This window comes from Streptomyces erythrochromogenes, from assembly GCF_040684695.1.
In the GTDB taxonomy this organism is placed as follows: domain Bacteria; phylum Actinomycetota; class Actinomycetes; order Streptomycetales; family Streptomycetaceae; genus Streptomyces; species Streptomyces erythrochromogenes_C.
Genome location: NZ_JBFBGM010000029.1, coordinates 47,927 through 63,298, shown reverse-complemented (window position 1 = coordinate 63,298; position 15,372 = coordinate 47,927). Strand labels below are relative to the sequence as shown.

The window sequence follows — 15,372 nt, the reverse complement described above, 5'->3', positions numbered from 1 at the left end:
TCGTCCTTGTGATCGTCGGGCAGTTCGGGTCCGATGCTAGGGCCCGTGCGGAGCGCCGCTGACCACTGGGGGGTGCTGGGGGGTCAGTTCATACACCGGACCGCCGGTTCGAGGGGGTGCCAGGCGGTGCCTTTTGCGCCAGCCGACGATCCCCGCGCCCACCACGGAGACCACGATGAAGCCGAACGAGATGAGGAACGCGGGCGATCCGGGGGAGGACGCGCTGGCTCCCGCGATCACGTACGCCGTGGTGTTCGGGACCACGCCGAGCGCCGTCGCGAGCAGGAACGGAGCCCAGCCGCAGCGGGACACCGCCGCGCAGTAGTTGGCCACGACGAAGGGCACCCCGGGGAAGAGCCGCACCGCCAGCATCGAGCGGAACCCGTGCCGGCTGAGCTGTCCGTCGGCCGCTTCCAGCCAGCGTCCGCGCAGGAACGGACGCAAAGCCTCCTGGCCCATCACCCGGCCGAGCCCGAAGGCGATCCCGGCCCCCAGCACGGTGCCCCCGACCGCCGCGACGAGGCCGAACTGCGTGCCGAAGACGGCTCCCGCGGCCAGGTTGAGCAGGGGGCGCGGCACGAACGCCGCCGAGCACACGCCGTACACGGCTGCGAACAACAGCACGGCCGCGCCGACCGGGAGACCCGGGGGCCAGCCCTCCGAGAGGATCCGCTGGGGCTCGAAGACCAGCACGCACACGCCTGCCGCGGCGAGCAGCACGACGAGCAGCGCCAGCCGGGTCCACGGCGCGAGGAGGAGGGACATCCCGGGAGACTAGCCCAGCCATGCGGCATTGCGCCGTAATCTGGGCCTCATGCTGTCGAACGACGGGCGACCCCCCGCGGTTCCCCGCAGCACCCTCGCGGACACCCTGCTGGATCGGCTGACCCGGACGTACGCGCCCGCGGCCGATCCCGTGCGGGCCGAGGCCATGACCGCGTACATGAAGCACGCCGCACCCTTCCTCGGCATCCCCGCACCGCTGCGCCGCGAGCTGTCCAGGACAGTGACCAAGAACACTCCCCGGCCGTCCGAGGCGGACGTCGCGGCGCTCGCGCTGCGCTGCTGGCGGCTCCCCGAGCGGGAGTACCACTACTTCGCGGTGGACTACCTGCGCCGCCACGTCGGCACGTGCTCCTCCGGGCTGCTGCCGGTCGCCCGGCACCTGATCACCACCGTCCCCTGGTGGGACACCGTCGACCTGCTCGCCGCGCACACGGTCGGCCCGCTGGTGGCCGCGGACCCCGGCCTCGCCCCCGTCATGGACGCGTGGATCGACGCCGAGGACCTGTGGCTCGCCCGCACGGCCCTGCTCCACCAGCTCCGCTACAAGGACGCCACCGACACCGGCCGGCTCTTCACCTACTGCCGCCGCCGGGCCGGCCACCCGGACTTCTTCCTCCGCAAGGCGATCGGCTGGGCCCTGCGCGAGTACGCGAAGACCGACCCGGACGCGGTGCGCGCCTTCGTCGACGCCGAACGCGCCGCCCTGTCCCCGCTGTCCGTGCGCGAAGCGCTCAAGAACCTCTGAGCCCCAGCCGGTTCACCGGTAAATCATTCGACGGACGCGGACCGGTCCGGCAGGATCGGGGACATGTCCCGGTACGCCTTCCCCGCAGCGCCGTCCGCAGTCGCGGACGCGCCGAAGGCTGCCGAATTCGCGGACGCACCCGTCTTCGCCGCATTCGACGGCGCACGAAGCTGACCCTTCCCGGATCGTCCGGCGGACCCCGCAGGGGGAGGGTCGGCTCGGTTCAGGGGTCCCGTCCACGCTTCGAGCAACGGGAAGAGATCATGGCCAAGACGGCCTTCGTGCGGACCAAGCCGCACCTCAACATCGGCACCATGGGTCACGTCGACCACGGCAAGACCACCCTCACCGCCGCCATCACCAAGGTCCTCGCCGAGCGCGGGGGCGCGTCCTTCGTGCCCTTCGACCGCATCGACCGGGCCCCCGAGGAGGCCCGGCGGGGCATCACCATCAACCTCACGCACGTCGAGTACGAGACCGACACCCGCCACTACGCCCACGTCGACATGCCCGGTCACGCGGACTACATCAAGAACATGGTCACGGGAGCGGCGCAGCTCGACGGGGCGATCCTCGTCGTCTCCGCGCTCGACGGGGTCATGCCACAGACGGCGGAGCACGTGCTGCTGGCCCGCCAGGTCGGCGTGGACCACATCGTCGTCGCGCTCAACAAGGCCGACGCGGGGGACCCCGAGCTGACCGACCTGGTCGAGCTGGAGGTCCGCGAACTGCTCACCGCGCACGGGTACGGCGGTGACGCTGCGCCCGTCGTACGGGTCTCCGGGCTCGGGGCGCTGGAGGGCGACCCCCGCTGGACGGGGGCGATCGAGGCGCTGCTGGACGCGGTGGACACGTACGTGCCGACCCCCGTGCGGTACACGGACGCGCCGTTCCTGCTGCCCGTGGAGAACGTGCTGACCATCACCGGCCGCGGGACGGTGGTGACCGGCGCCGTCGAGCGGGGCCGCGTACGCCTCGGCGACCGCGTCGCCCTCCTGGGCGGCGACGGCGAGCCGCTGGAGACGGTCGTCACCGGCCTGGAGACCTTCGGAAAGCCGATGGAGTCCGCCGAGGCCGGCGACAACGTCGCGCTGCTGCTGCGCGGGGTGCCCCGCGACGGCGTGCGCCGCGGGTACGTGGTGGCCGCCCCCGGCAGCGTGACGCCCAAGCGCCGCTTCAGCGCGCAGGTGTACGTGCTCTCCGGGCGCGAGGGCGGCCGTACGACACCGGTCGCCAGCGGATACCGGCCGCAGTTCTACATCCGCACCGCCGACGTGGTGGGGGACGTGGACCTCGGCCTCGCGGGCCTCGCCCGGCCCGGCGAGACGGTCGCCATGACCGTCGAGCTCGGACGGGACGTCCCGCTGGAGGCGGGGCTCGGCTTCGCGATCCGTGAGGGCGGACGGACCGTCGGCGCCGGGACGGTGACGGCCGTCCTGGGCTGACCCGCCCGACCGGACCCCGCTGTGGTGGCGGCAGGAAGGCTGCGCCAGACTGCCGTCACCACAGGCATGCGCACGGCGGAGGGGGCGGACGGGATGGGCGGCGACACGGCACTGGTGCTCGGCGGCGGCGGACTGACCGGCGTCGGATGGGAGTGCGGGATCCTCTACGGGCTCGCCCGCGCGGGCGTGGACCTCACCACCGCGGACCTGGTGGTGGGCACCTCGGCGGGCTCCGTGGTCGGCGCCCAGCTCACCTCGGGACGGTTCAGTGCGCAGGAGCTGTACGAGCGCCAGCTGGGCGATGCCACCGGGGAGATCGCCGCGAAGCTGGGCGCGGGCGTCCTCGCCCGGTACGCGCTGGCGATGGTGCGCTCGCGCAGGGACGCTGCCGCCTACCGCCGGCGGGTGGGGGCGATGGCCCTGGCCGCGGACACCGGCCCCGAGGCGGAACGCCGCAAGGTGCTGGCGGCCCGGCTGGTCCGCGACGAGTGGCCCGAGCGGCGGCTCCTGGTCACCGCGGTCGACGCGCTCAGCGGTGAGCTGAAGGCCTTCGACCGGGAGAGCGGCAGCGGGCTGATCGACGCCGTCGCGGCGAGCTGTGCGGTCCCGGGGGTGTGGCCCCCGGTGACGGTCGGCGGGCGGCGCTTCATCGACGGAGGCATCCGCTCCGCCACCAACGCCGACCTCGCCGCCGGCTGCGCACGCGTGGTGATCATCGCCCCGATCGCCCTCGGCTCCGGGCTCGTCCCCGCACCGGCCGCGCAGGCGGCCCGGCTGCGCGAGGCGGGCGCGAAGGTCCTGCTCATCACCCCGTCGGCCGCGGCCCGCAAGGCCTTCGGGCGCAACGTCCTGGACCCGGCCCGGCGGGACCCGGCGGCCCGCGCCGGCCTGGCGCAGGCCGCGGACCACGCCGCCGAGGCGGCCGCCGTCTGGTCGGGCGGGACGGACCGGGGCCCGGACCGGACGTCCTGAGGCCCCCGTTCCGGTGTGCCGGGGCCTGCCGGACAATGGAGCGGTGAGCGACGAACGGATCCCGGTGATACGGGACGTGGGCCAGGGCACCGCCAAACTGATGCCGGACGTCGACGGGGAACGGGCCTGGCTGCTGACCGTCGACGGGGCCCCGCAGTCCTATGTGGACCTGGACGATCCGCAGCACCTGGAGTTCGAGTACGTACGCCGCCTCGCGCACGTCCTGGACTGCGCGGCGGAGCCGGGGTTCCCGCTGGACCTCCTGCACCTGGGCGGCGGCGCGCTCACCCTGCCCCGCTACGCCGCGGCCACCCGGGCCGGATCCCGGCAGTCGGTGGTGGAGTTCGACGCGGGCCTGGTCGAGCTGGTCGCCGAGCACCTGCCGCTGCCGGAAGGGGCCGGGATCACGGTGCACACCGCCGACGCCCGGGCCTGGCTGGAGGCGGCGCCCGCGGACAGCGCGGACGTGGTGGTGGCCGACGTGTTCGGCGGCTCGCGGGTGCCGGCGCAGCTGACCTCGCTGGAGTACGCACGGGAGGCCGCCCGGGTGCTGCGGCCCGGCGGGCTGTACGCGGCGAACCTGGCGGACGGGGCGCCCTTCGCCTTCCTGCGGACGCAACTTGCCAACTTCGCCGCAGCCTTCGCGGAGGTCGCCCTCGTCGCCGAGCCGTCCGTGCTGAGGGGGCGCCGCTTCGGCAACGCCGTGCTGCTGGCCTCCGACGCCCCGCTGGGCGTGGGGGCGCTGGCCCGGCGGTGCGCGTCCGACGCCTTTCCCGCGCGGGTCGAGTACGGCGACGGCCTGGCCCGCTTGGTCAGGGGCGCGGCCACCGTGGGCGACGCGGACGCGGCCCCCTCGCCGGCTCCGCCGGAGGGCGCCTTCAGCCTGGGGTGAGGCTGGACGGGGACTGCGAGGACGGCGAGGAGTCCGCGGAAGCCTCGGCGGCCGCGGGGCCGGGGGCGACGGGCCCCCCGGTCTTGTGGACGGACGACTTGCGCGTCATCCGGCGCACGTCCGGGACCAGCAGGACCAGGGCGGTGACCAGGACGACCAGGGTCGCGCAGCCCCACAGGGCCTCGGTGCGGCCGAAGGCCGATTCCACCGGCCCGGCCAGGGCCGTGGCCAGCGGGAGCATCGAGACGGAGCCGAACCAGTCGTAGGCGGAGACCCGGGAGAACTTCTCCTCCGGGATCTCCTGGTGCATCGTCGTCATCCAGTTCACGCCGAAGACCTCGATCGCGGCTCCGCTGACGAACATCACCGCGCACAGCCCCCACACCGGCAGCGGCACGGCCAGTCCGGCCGACGGCAGCGCCAGCGGGAACACGCACAGCGTGCCGACCAGCAGCAGCCGGCGCGGCTTCCACGCGATCATCAGGACGGCCCCCGCGATGGTGCCGACGCCGAACAGCGCCAGGGCCAGGCCCCAGGGAGCCGGCCCGCCCAGCCGGTCCCGGGCGACCAGCGGACCGTAGACCGCCTCCGCGGCGCCGACGACGGCGACGACGACGGAGAACTGGAGCACGATGCTCCAGAGCCAGGGCCGGGTGCGGAACTCCACCCAGCCCTCCCGCAGGTCGGCCAGCAGACCGCCGCCGGGGGCCCGGCCTGGCGTGTGGCTGACGTCGAGGAAGGCGCGCAGCGCCCCGGCGACCGCGAAGGCCGCGGCGTCCACGGCCAGTACCCAGCCCGGGCCCATCGCGGCGATCATCGCCCCGCCGAGGGCCGCACCGCCGATGCCGGCGCCGTTCATGGCCATGCGGAAGAGGGCGAAGGCGCGGTTGGCGTGCTCGCCGGAGACGGTGGAGAGCAGCATGCCCTCGGCCGCCGGGTTGAAGAAGGCCGTACCCGTGCCGCACAGGGCGGTCAGCAGCATCATCTGCCACAGCTGCGGGTCGCCGGTGAGGACGAGCACCGCGAAGACGGCCTGCGAGAGGCAGTTCAGGGCGTTGGCGGCGACCATCACGCGGTGGCGCGGCAGCCGGTCGGCCACGGCCCCGCCGACGAGCAGGAAGAGGACGAGCGGCAGGGTGCGGGCGGCCGCGACCAGGCCCACGTCGCCACCCGAGCCGCCGGCTTCCAGGACGGCGAAGGCGGAGGCGATGAGCGCGCCGTGGCTGCCGAGGTTCGTGACCACCGCCGCACCCGTGAGCAGGGTGTAGTTGCGGCCGGCCCACTCCGGCCGGCTGCGGCGGGGGAGGGGCGCGGGTGTGCGGTGGGGTGCGTCGGGGGGAGAACTCACCCCCGGACTATCCCCGCCCCGGGCCGGGAAATCCAAATGGATATCCGGTCCGGGGCGGGGCGGTTTCAGCCGGAGATCATCCGGTGGAGAGCCGGATGGAGCTGAGGATCTTGTCGGAGACGTCCGTCGGGACCTCTTCCTTCACACCGGCCGCGGTGACCAGGGCGAAGCTGGCGAAGTCGCCGGCGGCGTTCTTGAAGGCGAAGCCGACCGCCTTGCCGTCGGTGGAGCACTTGTGCTCCTTCTTCACGTTCGGCGCGGTGGCGACGACCATGTGGCCCTTGATCCCGGAGGAGGTCGTGAACTCCTTGGGCTCGGTCACCTTGACCGTTCCCTTGGGCTCCTTCTGGGCGAAGCCCGCCCACACCCACGTGCCGGTGTTGTCGGTCGCGGCCTGGGCGGTGTCCTTGGCGCCCTGGGCCCCCTTGACGCCGGCGTCCGCGATCGAGAACTTCTCCAGGTTGCCGTCGGCGTCCTTGTCGACCGTGCACCACTCCTGCTTGAGGGTGGCGGTGCCGGACATGGTGATGACCGGCTTGCCGTCGTTCTTGACCTCGTCGTCGTAGAAGAGGGAGACGCCGGGGTCGTTGACGTTCCACTCCGGGGGCACGTCGTAGGCGACGTTGTACTTGGTGTTGGTGACGACCTTCCAGCCCGGGATGACGGGCTGCATGGCGCCGCCGGCCCGCGGGTTGGCGCTGCTGCCGGCCGGGGCGGGCGCCTCCACCGGTGCCGAGGAGCTCGTGGCCGGCTTGCCGTCGGCCTCGGTGTTCTTGTCGTCCCGGGTCAGGACGTACGCGCCGGTCGCGGCGGCCGCCACGACCACCGCGGCGGCCGCGACGATGGCCACGGTCTTCGTCGAGTACGGGCTCCCGCCGGAGGGCTGGGGCGCCTGGGGCGGCTGGGGCTGGCCCCAGGGCTGGCCGGGGCCGGCCTGGGGCTGCTGGTAGCCCGGTTGCTGCGGGTAGCCGGGCTGCTGCGGGTATCCGTAACCCGGCTGCTGCTGGTACGGGTTCGGCTGAGCCGGCTGTCCCGGCGGCTGCGCGTACGGGTTCTGATGCGCGTCCTGGGGGTTCTGCTCGCCCCCGGGCGGCTGCTGCTGTCCTGGCCACATGGCCGGTAACGATAGTGGGAGCGGTGCGGGCGGGCCACGGCCGCCCCCTGAAGAGCTCTGGCCAATCCTGTCTACTCGTGGGTAACATCGCGTTTCATGAGCGCAGATCAGATGAACGTGGGCGAACTGCTCGCCGCGACCGTTCCGATGGCCCGGACCCTGAACCTCGAGTTCCTGGAGACCACCCCCGAGCGTGCGGTCGTCCGGCTTCCCGACCAGCCCGACTACCACAACCACGTCGGCGGCCCGCACGCCGGAGCCATGTTCACCCTCGCCGAGTCCGCGAGCGGCGCCATCGTCCTGGCCGCCTTCGGCGACCAGCTCTCCCGAGCCGTGCCCCTCGCCGTGAAGGCCGAGATCGGCTACAAGAAGCTCGCCAAGGGCGTCGTCACCGCCACCGCCACCCTCGGCCGCCCCGCCGCCGAGGTCGTGGCCGAACTCGACGCGGGCGGCCGCCCCGAGTTCCCGGTCACCATCGCCATCCAGCGCGAGGACGAGGCCGTCACCGGCGAAATGACCGTCGTCTGGACCCTGCGCCCCAACGCGTGACGTCCGGCCCGGTACGTGCCCGTCGCCCCAAGGGCGACGGGCACGCCTGCTTCCGGCGCTAGAGTCCTGCCACGACGATGGAGGGGGTACCCGTGGCCAAGGTCAACATCAGCCTCGACGCCGAGCTCGTGGTGGAGGTGATGGTGCTCGCCGGAGTGGGCTCCCCGCAGGACGCGGTGGAGGCCGTCGTACGGGACTACATCGCGCGCGGACACCGCACCGAGGCGCGCGTCCAGCGCCAGGACGAACCCCGCCGCAGCACCGACAGCCTGCCGCCCCTGCCGGAGGGCTGAACCTGCGCGCCCCCGGTGGCGCGTCTCGGCCGGGCCCGCGCTCCCGCGGCGCACAGTGGCACCGGGAGCGGTCCGGCGCGGGCCGCTCCCGCCGACCCACGCCGCAGGGAGCACCATGAGCGAGGACGTGTCCAGACGTTCGGCGATGAGGCTGATCGCCGCGGCGGGCGCGGTGGGTGCCTCCCTCGGAGCCGGCGGCTGCGCCCCCACCGTGCCGCCGCCCGGCGCCGCCCGGCGGGCGTCCGCGAGCGGCGCACCGGGCGCACCCGCCGCCGGGAGCGGCAGCGGAACGGGTACGGGCGGCGCCGCCCGGATCGACGCCCTGCTGGAGCGGCTCACCCTGGAGGAGAAGACCGCCCTGCTGCACGGGGCCCCCGACCCCGCCTCCCGGGGCCAGGCCGGATACGTGCCCGGCGTACCCAGGCTGGGGATCCCGGCCCTGCGCCTGGCCGACGGGCCCGCCGGGGTACGGACCGACCGGCCCGCCACCGCACTGCCCGCGCCCGTGCTGCTCGCCTCCGCATTCGACCCGGCGCTGGCCCGCGAGTACGGACGCGTCATCGGCCGCGAGGGCCGGGCCCTCGGCCAGGACGTCGTCCTGGCCCCCATGGTCAACCTCATCCGCACCCCGTACGCCGGCCGGAACTTCGAGACCTTCTCCGAGGACCCGCGCCTGACCGCCGACCTGGTCGGGGAGCTGGTCCGCGGGATCCAGGACGAGGGGCTCATCGCCACCGTCAAGCACTTCGCCCTCAACAACCAGGAACAGGGCCGCGACACCGTCGACGTGACCGTCGGCGAGCAGACCCTGCGCGAGACCGAGCTGCGGGGCTTCGAGGCCGCCGTGGCCGCCGGCGCGGGCGCCGTGATGGGCGCCTACAACAAGGTCAACGGCGTCCACGCCTGCGAGAGCAAGCCGCTGCTCGACGAACTGCTGAGGGGAGGCTGGGGGTTCGACGGCTGGGTGGTCTCCGACTGGGGCGCCGCCCACAGCACCGTCGCCGCCATCCGCGCCGGCCTCGACATGGAGATGCCCGGCGGCACCCACTTCGGCGAGCCGCTGCGCGAGGCGGTGCGCGGCGGCTCCGTACCGGAGGCCGCCGTGGACCAGGCCGTGCACCGGATCCTGGCCACCATGGACCGCTTCGGGCTGCTCGCGGCCCGGCAGCCGGCCCGGCCGCCGCGCGATGCCGCGGCCGGGGCCCGGGTCGCCCGCAAGGTGGCCACCGCCGGCGCGGTGCTCCTGCGCAACGAGCACGGCACCCTGCCGCTGACCGGGGCCGCGGCCCGCTCGATCGCGGTGATCGGGCCCACCGCCCAGGTGCCGTTCACCGGCGGCGGGGGCAGCTCGCACGTGGTCCCCGACGGCGCGGCCGCCCCGCTCACCGCCATCCGGCGGCGGGCCGGGAAGGGCGGGGCCGTGCAGCACGCCCTCGGCGAGGACCTCTACGGGCGGCCGCTCCCGGCGAAGCTGCTGACCCCGGGCGTCGACCTGGAGGCCCGCGAGGTCGGCCCCGGGCGCGCGTGGACGTACGAGGGCGAGTTCCGCCTCGCGGCGGACGACGAGTGGACCCTCCTGGTCCACTACACCGGGAAGCGCCCCGGTGTACGCCTCGACGGGGAGGAGCTGTTCCCCGTCCGGCAGGGCACGGCCGAGCACTACGCGGGCGGACTGCTCGGCTCCGCACCCGACGGGATGGCCGTGCGCCGCCGCACCCTCGCGCTCAAGGCGGGCACCCACCGGCTCGCCGTGACCGCGGCCGGCGGGGACAAGGGCCAGCGACTGCGCCTGCGGCACATCACGGGGGCGATCCGGGCCGCGGACCTGGCCGAGGCGGTGCGGACGGCGAAGGCGGCCCGCAGCGTGGTCCTGTTCGCCTACGAGGACTCCACCGAGGGCCGCGACCGCACCTCACTCGCCCTCCCCGGCGGGCAGGAGCGGCTGATCGAGGCGGTGGCCGCCGCGAACCCCCGTACGACGGTCGTGCTCAACACCCCGTCCGCCACGACCATGCCGTGGCTCTCCCGTACCGGAGCGGTCCTGCAGATGTACTACCCGGGACAGGAGGGCGCCGGAGCCACCGCCGACGTGCTCTTCGGCGACGTGGACCCCGGGGGCCGCCTCACCCAGACCTTCCCGGCCGACGAACGGACGACCCCGGTCGGCGCGGACCCGTCGCGCTACCCGGGGGTGGGCGGCCGGCAGGAGTACGCGGAGGGCGTCCACGTGGGCCACCGCTGGTACGACGCCAAGCGGGCGACCCCGCTCTTCCCCTTCGGGCACGGCCTGTCCTACACGGCCTGGCAGTACGAGAAGCTCACGGTCCGTCCGCAGCGCGGCGGACTGCGCGTGGAGTTCACGGTCCGCAACACCGGTCGGCGCAAGGGGACGGAGGTGGCCCAGGTGTACCTGGGCCCGTCCGAGGAACTCCGGCTCGACCAGCCGGTGCGCGCACTGGCCGGCTACCGGCGGATCACCCTCGCGCCGGGCGCGGCGCAGCGCGTCACCGTCGACATCGACGCCCGGACGCTGTCGTCGTGGGATCCGGAGAAGCACGCCTGGGTGCGGGGCACCGGCCGCCGTGAGGTGTTCGCGGGACGTTCCTCGCGGGAACTGCCTCTGAGGGCGAAGGTCGTACCGGCGAGCCGATAGGCTGCCCGTTCGGCGTGTCACAGGGGGCGCGCCGGGGACGATTCGGGAGGACGCACCGGTGCACATCCAGGAATGGCTGGAGACGATTCCGGCGGTCAGCATCTATCTCCTGGTGGGCCTGGTCATCGGCCTGGAGAGCCTCGGCATCCCGCTCCCCGGCGAGATCATCCTGGTCAGCTCGGCGCTGCTCGCCTCGCAGCACGGGGAGATCGACCCCGTCGTGCTGGGGCTCTGCGCGATCACCGGCGCCATCGTGGGCGACTCGATCGGCTACGCCATCGGACGCAGGGGCGGCAAGCCGCTGCTGGAGCGGCTCGGCCGGCGCTTCCCCAAGCACTTCGGGCCCCAGCAGGTGGCCCTGGCGGAACGCTCCTTCGAGAAGTGGGGCATGTGGGCCGTCTTCTTCGGCCGGTTCGTCGCCCTGCTGCGGATCTTCGCCGGTCCGCTCGCGGGCGTGCTGCACATGCCGTACTGGCGGTTCCTCGTCGCCAACGTCCTCGGCGGGATCCTCTGGGCGGGCGGAACCACCGCCGTCATCTACTCGGTCGGCATCGTCGCGGAGCCCTGGCTGAAGCGGTTCTCCTGGCTGGCCCTGGGCCTGGCCGTGGCGTTCGGACTCGTCGTGACCCTGGTGGTGCGCAGCCGGATGAAGAAGGCGGCCGAGGCGGCCGGGGCCGCCGGAGCGGCCGACGCGGAGATCCCCGCGCAGCCGGCGGCCGCCCGCGCCACCGTCGGCGAGTGACGGCGACGCGGACACCGGAGCCGGACCGACCGGAGCGGTCGGAATGGTCGGAGCGGTCGGTCGAACCGGTCCGGGGCGGTCGAGGCGCTGCTCCCGGCCGCGCGGGAGGCCGGGTCAGACCTCGGGGGTGACCGAGGCGCGGTGCTGCTTGGCCAGCTCCACGTACATCAGGGCGTTGATGCGGATGTGCTCGCGCTCCTCCTCGGTCAGCTCGCGCCGCACCTTCGCGGGGACGCCCGCGACCAGGGAGCCGGGCGGGACGACCATGCCCTGGGGGACCAGCGCCTGCGCGGCGACCAGCGAACCGGCTCCGATCACCGCCCCGTTCAGGATGGTGGCGCCCATGCCGATCAGGCAGTCGTCCTCCACCGTGCAGCCGTGCACGACGGCGTTGTGGCCGATGGAGACGCGCTCGCCGATCGACACGGGGAAGCCGGGGTCGACGTGGAGCGTGCAGTTGTCCTGCACGTTGCTGTCGGCGCCGAGCGTGATCGGGCCGCAGTCGGCGCGCAGCACCGCCGAGTACCAGATGCTGGCGCCGGCGGCGAGGGTGACGTCGCCGACCGCGACCGATGTGGGCGCGGTGAAGGCCGTGGGGTCGATGTCCGGGGTCTTGCCGCCGACACCCGCCACGAGTGCCTGGGCCGCCTGGTGCGTCATGTTCTCTTCCTCTGCCGTCCGTCGTTCGTGGTCCGTCGTCCTGGTGCCGCGCCAACAGCACGGTAGGGCACACGGCCCACCGCGACCGCGATGGGGTGAAGATCACAGGATCGTCGTCCGGACGACCGGGGCCCGGCGCATTACCGTGGCCGGGTGCCGAAGAAACAGAACACGTTCTCATCTGTGGCGGCCCTGCGCCGCAGGCTGGCGAGCCGCGTGGTCCACACCGGCTGGCGCTGGATGCAGCAGGCCGGAGCCGTGACCGCGCAGACTCCGGGCCGGCTGCGGTTCGGCGCGATCGGGGACGGCACCCGGCTCGCCTTCCCTCAGGGCACGGTCTTCGGCGAGCGGTGGATCCGGCTCGGCGGGCACTGCATCATCGGCGAACAGGTCACGCTGACCGCCGGCATGATGCCGGACCTCGACCTGGGCACGGAACCGATGCTGGTCCTCGGCGACGGGGTGGTCATCGGCCGCGACAGCCACGTCATCGCGGACGCCCCCATCACGATCGGGTCGAACACCTTCTGCGGGCCCGGCGTCTACATCACGTCCACGAACCACAGCTACGACGATCCGCACGAGCCCATCGGGCGGCAGTGGCCGCGCAGCGCGCCGGTGGAGATCGGTCCCGGGTGCTGGCTCGGCACCGGCTCGGTGATCCTGCCGGGCGCGCGACTGGGCCGCAACGTCGTCGTGGCCGCGGGGGCCGTCGTACGGGGCGAGGTGCCCGACCACGCCGTGGTCGCGGGAGCGCCGGCGCGCGTCGTACGGCGCTGGACGCCGGAGGAGGGCTGGCAGCCGCCGCTGCGTACCCCGGCGCCCGTACCGATCCCCGACGGGACGACCCCGGAGCAGCTGCGGGTGCTGGCCGAGCTCACCGAGGCCGAACTGGCCGAGGTCGAGCGCGCGGACGCCGGGCTCGCGGAGGCCGGGCTCGCGGAGGCGGCGCTCGCCGAGGCGGAGAAGTAGCACGCCGCGGGGAGCCGGAGCCGGAGCTGGAGCCAGCGCTGAACTGCTCAGCCGGCGGCCAGCAGGACCGTTCCCGCGAGGGCCAGGCCCGCACCCGCTGCCTGGACGGTGCGCAGCCGTTCCTTCAGGACGGCGAAGGCGGCGAGCGCGGTGATCACCGGGTAGAGCGAGGACAGGACGGCGGCGATGGTGACCGGGCCGTTCTGGGCGGCGACGGAGTACGTGCCGTTCGCCGCGACGTCCGCCAGGCCGATGAAGGCCAGCGCGGGCAGCAGCGTCCACAGGATCCGCGGGCCGGTGCCCTCCGGGAGGGCGGGTACGCCGCGCCGGGACTGCACCCAGAGGGCGGCGCCGCCGACGGTGACGTTGGTGACCCGCTGGACGAACAGGGCGAGGAAGAGCCCGGTGACGGTGGTGGAGGCCTGGGCGATCAGGGCCATCACCGCGCCGAAGCCGAAGGCAGCGACCAGCGTGAGGACCACCGCCTGCCGCTGGACGGGGGCGCCGCGCAGCTCCGGGCCGCCGGCGAGGACGATGCCGACGACGGCCACGGCGATGCCGGCGAACTGCCCCGGGCCGGGCCGCTCGCCCAGGATCAGCCCGGCGGCGACGGGCACCACCACGCCGAGGGATCCGAGCGGCGAGACCACGCCCATCGGGCCGAGGGCCAGCGCCTTGTAGAAGCTGAGCATGGCGACCGGTCCGACCACGCCGGCGGCGACCGCGAACCACAGCCGGGCGTCGGCCTCGTGCCAGGCGCCGGTGCCGATGACCACGGCGCCGAGCACGGCGACGGCGACGACCTGCGAGACGACGACCACCGTGAGCGCCGGTATCTTGCGGGTCAGCAGGCCGCCGCCGAAGTCGGCGAGGCCCCACAGCACGGCTGTGGCCAGGGCGAAGAGGGCGGTCATCGGGGGGCCTCGCAGTACAGTGCAGTGAACGCCGCAGTGCAGCATCGAATACGGAACACGTTAGTGCACCCTGTTGGACCGTGTCATCCAGGATATTGGACGGAATGGTGTCGGATCTCGAACAGCTCAGCCAGGCACTCGCCCGGAACCTCAAGAGGTGGCGCGCGGAGCGCGGCTTCACGCTGGACTCCCTGGCGGCCCGCGCCGGTGTGAGCCGCGGGATGATCATCCAGATCGAGCAGGCCCGTACGAACCCCAGCGTGGGCACCACGGTCCGGCTGGCCGACGCGCTGGGCGTCAGCATCTCCGCACTCCTGGACTACGAGCGCGGCCCGCAGGTCCGGGTCGTCCCGCCGGAACAGGTGGTGCGGATCTGGTCGAGCGAGGCGGGCAGCTCGACGACCATGCTGATCGGCACCGACGAGCGCGGGCCCATGGAGCTGTGGACCTGGCACCTGGTGCCGGGGGAGGGCACGGACTCCGTCCCGCACCCCTCCGGCACCATCGAGATGCTGCACGTCACGGCCGGGGAGCTGACCCTGGTGGTCGGCGAGGAGGAGTTCCGCGTCCCCGCCGGGGCCGCGGCCGCCTTCGAGGCCAACCTCCCGCACTCCTACCGCAACGAAGGCCCCGTACCGATGGAGATGACCCTCGCGGTGTCGGTCCCGCCGGTGTCCGCCCCGCTCCCCGCGACCGCGCACGCCCACGGCGGCACGGCCGCGAGCCGCGAAGACTAGAGCGCCGGGATCTCGATCGCCGGGCAGCGGTCCATCACCATCGTCAGCCCGGCCTCGCGGGTCCGGTCGAAGGCGGCCTCGTCGATCACGCCGAGCTGGAACCAGACGGCGTCGGCCCCGACGGCGGCCGCCTGGTCGGCCACGGCCCCGGCCAGCTCGCTGTTCACGAACACGTCGACCACGTCCACCTTGAACGGGATCGCCTCCAGCGAGGCGTAACCCTGCTCGCCGTGCACGGTCTCGGCCTTGGGGTGCACGGGGACCACGCGCTTGCCGTACTGCTGGAGCACGCGGGCCACCCCGTAGGCCGCCCGGTCCCGGTTGTTCGAGAGGCCCACCACGGCCCAGGTGTCGCCGAGCTCGGTGAGGATCTTGCGAATGGTTGCCGGATCGCCGTACATGCGTGCCGCCTCCTGCTGCTGTCTGCCTGCCGTCGTCTGCTGCTCAGCCGCAACAACCGAAACCCCGCCCGCCCGATTCCCGCCGTCCCGGCGAGCACCGCGCGGCCGGTCCGGGCAAGGGGTGTCGGCCCTGGTCGGGCGGGCGGGGC

Annotated in this window: 16 protein-coding genes; 10 read left to right on the top strand and 6 right to left on the bottom strand. The window is 73.9% G+C overall.

Going from position 1 to position 15,372, the window contains the following annotated elements; genetic code table 11:
- Nucleotides 1–36: 36 nt before the first annotated feature.
- On the bottom strand, nucleotides 37–765 hold the full coding sequence (locus AB0O53_RS31750; protein ID WP_365200211.1) for a TVP38/TMEM64 family protein: 729 nt from the start codon (nucleotides 763–765) through the stop codon (nucleotides 37–39).
- Between the two features lie 49 nt (nucleotides 766–814).
- Between AB0O53_RS31750 and AB0O53_RS31745 the strand changes: the two genes are divergently transcribed.
- From AB0O53_RS31745 to AB0O53_RS31730, 4 genes are all read left to right on the top strand, one after another.
- A complete protein-coding gene (locus tag AB0O53_RS31745; protein WP_350990703.1) occupies nucleotides 815–1,531 on the top strand; it encodes a DNA alkylation repair protein in 717 nt (238 codons plus the stop codon).
- A 263-nt stretch (nucleotides 1,532–1,794) separates the two neighbouring features.
- Entirely contained in the window at nucleotides 1,795–2,976 is a 1,182-nt protein-coding gene (tuf, locus tag AB0O53_RS31740) for an elongation factor Tu (RefSeq protein WP_350990705.1), read from the top strand.
- A 66-nt stretch (nucleotides 2,977–3,042) separates the two neighbouring features.
- Nucleotides 3,043–3,948: a patatin-like phospholipase family protein gene (locus AB0O53_RS31735; protein ID WP_365200207.1), complete on the top strand. Its 906-nt coding sequence runs from the start codon at nucleotides 3,043–3,045 to the stop codon at nucleotides 3,946–3,948.
- 100 nt (nucleotides 3,949–4,048) lie between these two features.
- Nucleotides 4,049–4,840: a spermidine synthase gene (locus AB0O53_RS31730; protein WP_365200270.1), complete on the top strand. Its 792-nt coding sequence runs from the start codon at nucleotides 4,049–4,051 to the stop codon at nucleotides 4,838–4,840.
- On the opposite strand, the gene AB0O53_RS31725 is transcribed toward AB0O53_RS31730, so the two are convergent.
- Together AB0O53_RS31725 and AB0O53_RS31720 are read right to left on the bottom strand one after the other, a co-directional pair.
- Nucleotides 4,827–6,188, bottom strand: a complete 1,362-nt coding sequence (locus tag AB0O53_RS31725; protein ID WP_365200204.1) for an MFS transporter — start codon at nucleotides 6,186–6,188, stop codon at nucleotides 4,827–4,829. The genes AB0O53_RS31730 and AB0O53_RS31725 overlap by 14 nt on opposite strands.
- A gap of 76 nt (nucleotides 6,189–6,264) precedes the next feature.
- Nucleotides 6,265–7,302 (bottom strand): DUF8017 domain-containing protein, encoded by a 1,038-nt coding sequence (locus tag AB0O53_RS31720; RefSeq protein ID WP_365200201.1) that lies wholly within the window; start codon nucleotides 7,300–7,302, stop codon nucleotides 6,265–6,267.
- 96 nt (nucleotides 7,303–7,398) lie between these two features.
- Here AB0O53_RS31720 and AB0O53_RS31715 point away from each other — a divergent pair, with 96 nt between their 5' ends.
- From AB0O53_RS31715 to AB0O53_RS31700, 4 genes are all read left to right on the top strand, one after another.
- The gene (locus AB0O53_RS31715) at nucleotides 7,399–7,851 is read left to right on the top strand and encodes a DUF4442 domain-containing protein (protein WP_173429180.1); all 453 of its coding nucleotides are present in this window, start codon (nucleotides 7,399–7,401) and stop codon (nucleotides 7,849–7,851) included.
- Nucleotides 7,852–7,943: 92 nt separating this feature from the next.
- The gene (locus tag AB0O53_RS31710) at nucleotides 7,944–8,144 is read left to right on the top strand and encodes a type II toxin-antitoxin system VapB family antitoxin (protein ID WP_350991425.1); all 201 of its coding nucleotides are present in this window, start codon (nucleotides 7,944–7,946) and stop codon (nucleotides 8,142–8,144) included.
- Between the two features lie 115 nt (nucleotides 8,145–8,259).
- Entirely contained in the window at nucleotides 8,260–10,797 is a 2,538-nt protein-coding gene (locus AB0O53_RS31705) for a glycoside hydrolase family 3 C-terminal domain-containing protein (protein WP_365200198.1), read from the top strand.
- 58 nt (nucleotides 10,798–10,855) lie between these two features.
- A complete protein-coding gene (locus tag AB0O53_RS31700) occupies nucleotides 10,856–11,539 on the top strand; it encodes a DedA family protein (protein ID WP_350990716.1) in 684 nt (227 codons plus the stop codon).
- A 114-nt stretch (nucleotides 11,540–11,653) separates the two neighbouring features.
- Here AB0O53_RS31700 and AB0O53_RS31695 read toward each other — a convergent pair whose 3' ends face one another.
- Nucleotides 11,654–12,199, bottom strand: coding sequence for a gamma carbonic anhydrase family protein (locus tag AB0O53_RS31695; RefSeq protein WP_350990718.1), 546 nt, complete (start codon nucleotides 12,197–12,199; stop codon nucleotides 11,654–11,656).
- Nucleotides 12,200–12,352: 153 nt separating this feature from the next.
- Between AB0O53_RS31695 and AB0O53_RS31690 the strand changes: the two genes are divergently transcribed.
- Nucleotides 12,353–13,171 carry an acyltransferase gene (locus AB0O53_RS31690; protein WP_365200193.1) on the top strand — a complete coding sequence of 273 codons (819 nt, stop codon included), beginning with the start codon at nucleotides 12,353–12,355 and terminating at the stop codon, nucleotides 13,169–13,171.
- A 47-nt stretch (nucleotides 13,172–13,218) separates the two neighbouring features.
- Here the strand turns inward: AB0O53_RS31690 and AB0O53_RS31685 are convergent, their stop codons facing one another.
- Complete coding sequence (locus AB0O53_RS31685; RefSeq protein ID WP_365200190.1) at nucleotides 13,219–14,085, bottom strand: EamA family transporter; 867 nt, start codon at nucleotides 14,083–14,085, stop codon at nucleotides 13,219–13,221.
- Nucleotides 14,086–14,192: 107 nt separating this feature from the next.
- On the opposite strand from AB0O53_RS31685, the gene AB0O53_RS31680 reads away from it, so the two are divergent.
- Nucleotides 14,193–14,822 carry a helix-turn-helix domain-containing protein gene (locus tag AB0O53_RS31680; protein ID WP_365200266.1) on the top strand — a complete coding sequence of 210 codons (630 nt, stop codon included), beginning with the start codon at nucleotides 14,193–14,195 and terminating at the stop codon, nucleotides 14,820–14,822.
- On the opposite strand, the gene AB0O53_RS31675 is transcribed toward AB0O53_RS31680, so the two are convergent.
- On the bottom strand, nucleotides 14,819–15,223 hold the full coding sequence (locus tag AB0O53_RS31675; protein WP_365200187.1) for a CoA-binding protein: 405 nt from the start codon (nucleotides 15,221–15,223) through the stop codon (nucleotides 14,819–14,821). The two genes, AB0O53_RS31680 and AB0O53_RS31675, sit on opposite strands and share 4 nt — an antisense overlap.
- Between the last annotated feature and the right edge of the window lie 149 nt (nucleotides 15,224–15,372).

Bases quoted from the DNA above. Each gene is read 5' to 3' on its own strand.
- AB0O53_RS31750 (WP_365200211.1), bottom strand. From the start codon at position 765: ATGTCCCTCCTCCTCGCGCCGTGGACCCGGCTGGCGCTGCTCGTCGTG.
- AB0O53_RS31745 (WP_350990703.1), top strand. From the start codon at position 815: ATGCTGTCGAACGACGGGCGACCCCCCGCGGTTCCCCGCAGCACCCTC.
- tuf (WP_350990705.1), top strand. From the start codon at position 1,795: ATGGCCAAGACGGCCTTCGTGCGGACCAAGCCGCACCTCAACATCGGC.
- AB0O53_RS31735 (WP_365200207.1), top strand. From the start codon at position 3,043: ATGCGCACGGCGGAGGGGGCGGACGGGATGGGCGGCGACACGGCACTG.
- AB0O53_RS31730 (WP_365200270.1), top strand. From the start codon at position 4,049: ATGCCGGACGTCGACGGGGAACGGGCCTGGCTGCTGACCGTCGACGGG.
- AB0O53_RS31720 (WP_365200201.1), bottom strand. From the start codon at position 7,302: ATGTGGCCAGGACAGCAGCAGCCGCCCGGGGGCGAGCAGAACCCCCAG.
- AB0O53_RS31715 (WP_173429180.1), top strand. From the start codon at position 7,399: ATGAGCGCAGATCAGATGAACGTGGGCGAACTGCTCGCCGCGACCGTT.
- AB0O53_RS31705 (WP_365200198.1), top strand. From the start codon at position 8,260: ATGAGCGAGGACGTGTCCAGACGTTCGGCGATGAGGCTGATCGCCGCG.
- AB0O53_RS31695 (WP_350990718.1), bottom strand. From the start codon at position 12,199: ATGACGCACCAGGCGGCCCAGGCACTCGTGGCGGGTGTCGGCGGCAAG.
- AB0O53_RS31685 (WP_365200190.1), bottom strand. From the start codon at position 14,085: ATGACCGCCCTCTTCGCCCTGGCCACAGCCGTGCTGTGGGGCCTCGCC.
- AB0O53_RS31675 (WP_365200187.1), bottom strand. From the start codon at position 15,223: ATGTACGGCGATCCGGCAACCATTCGCAAGATCCTCACCGAGCTCGGC.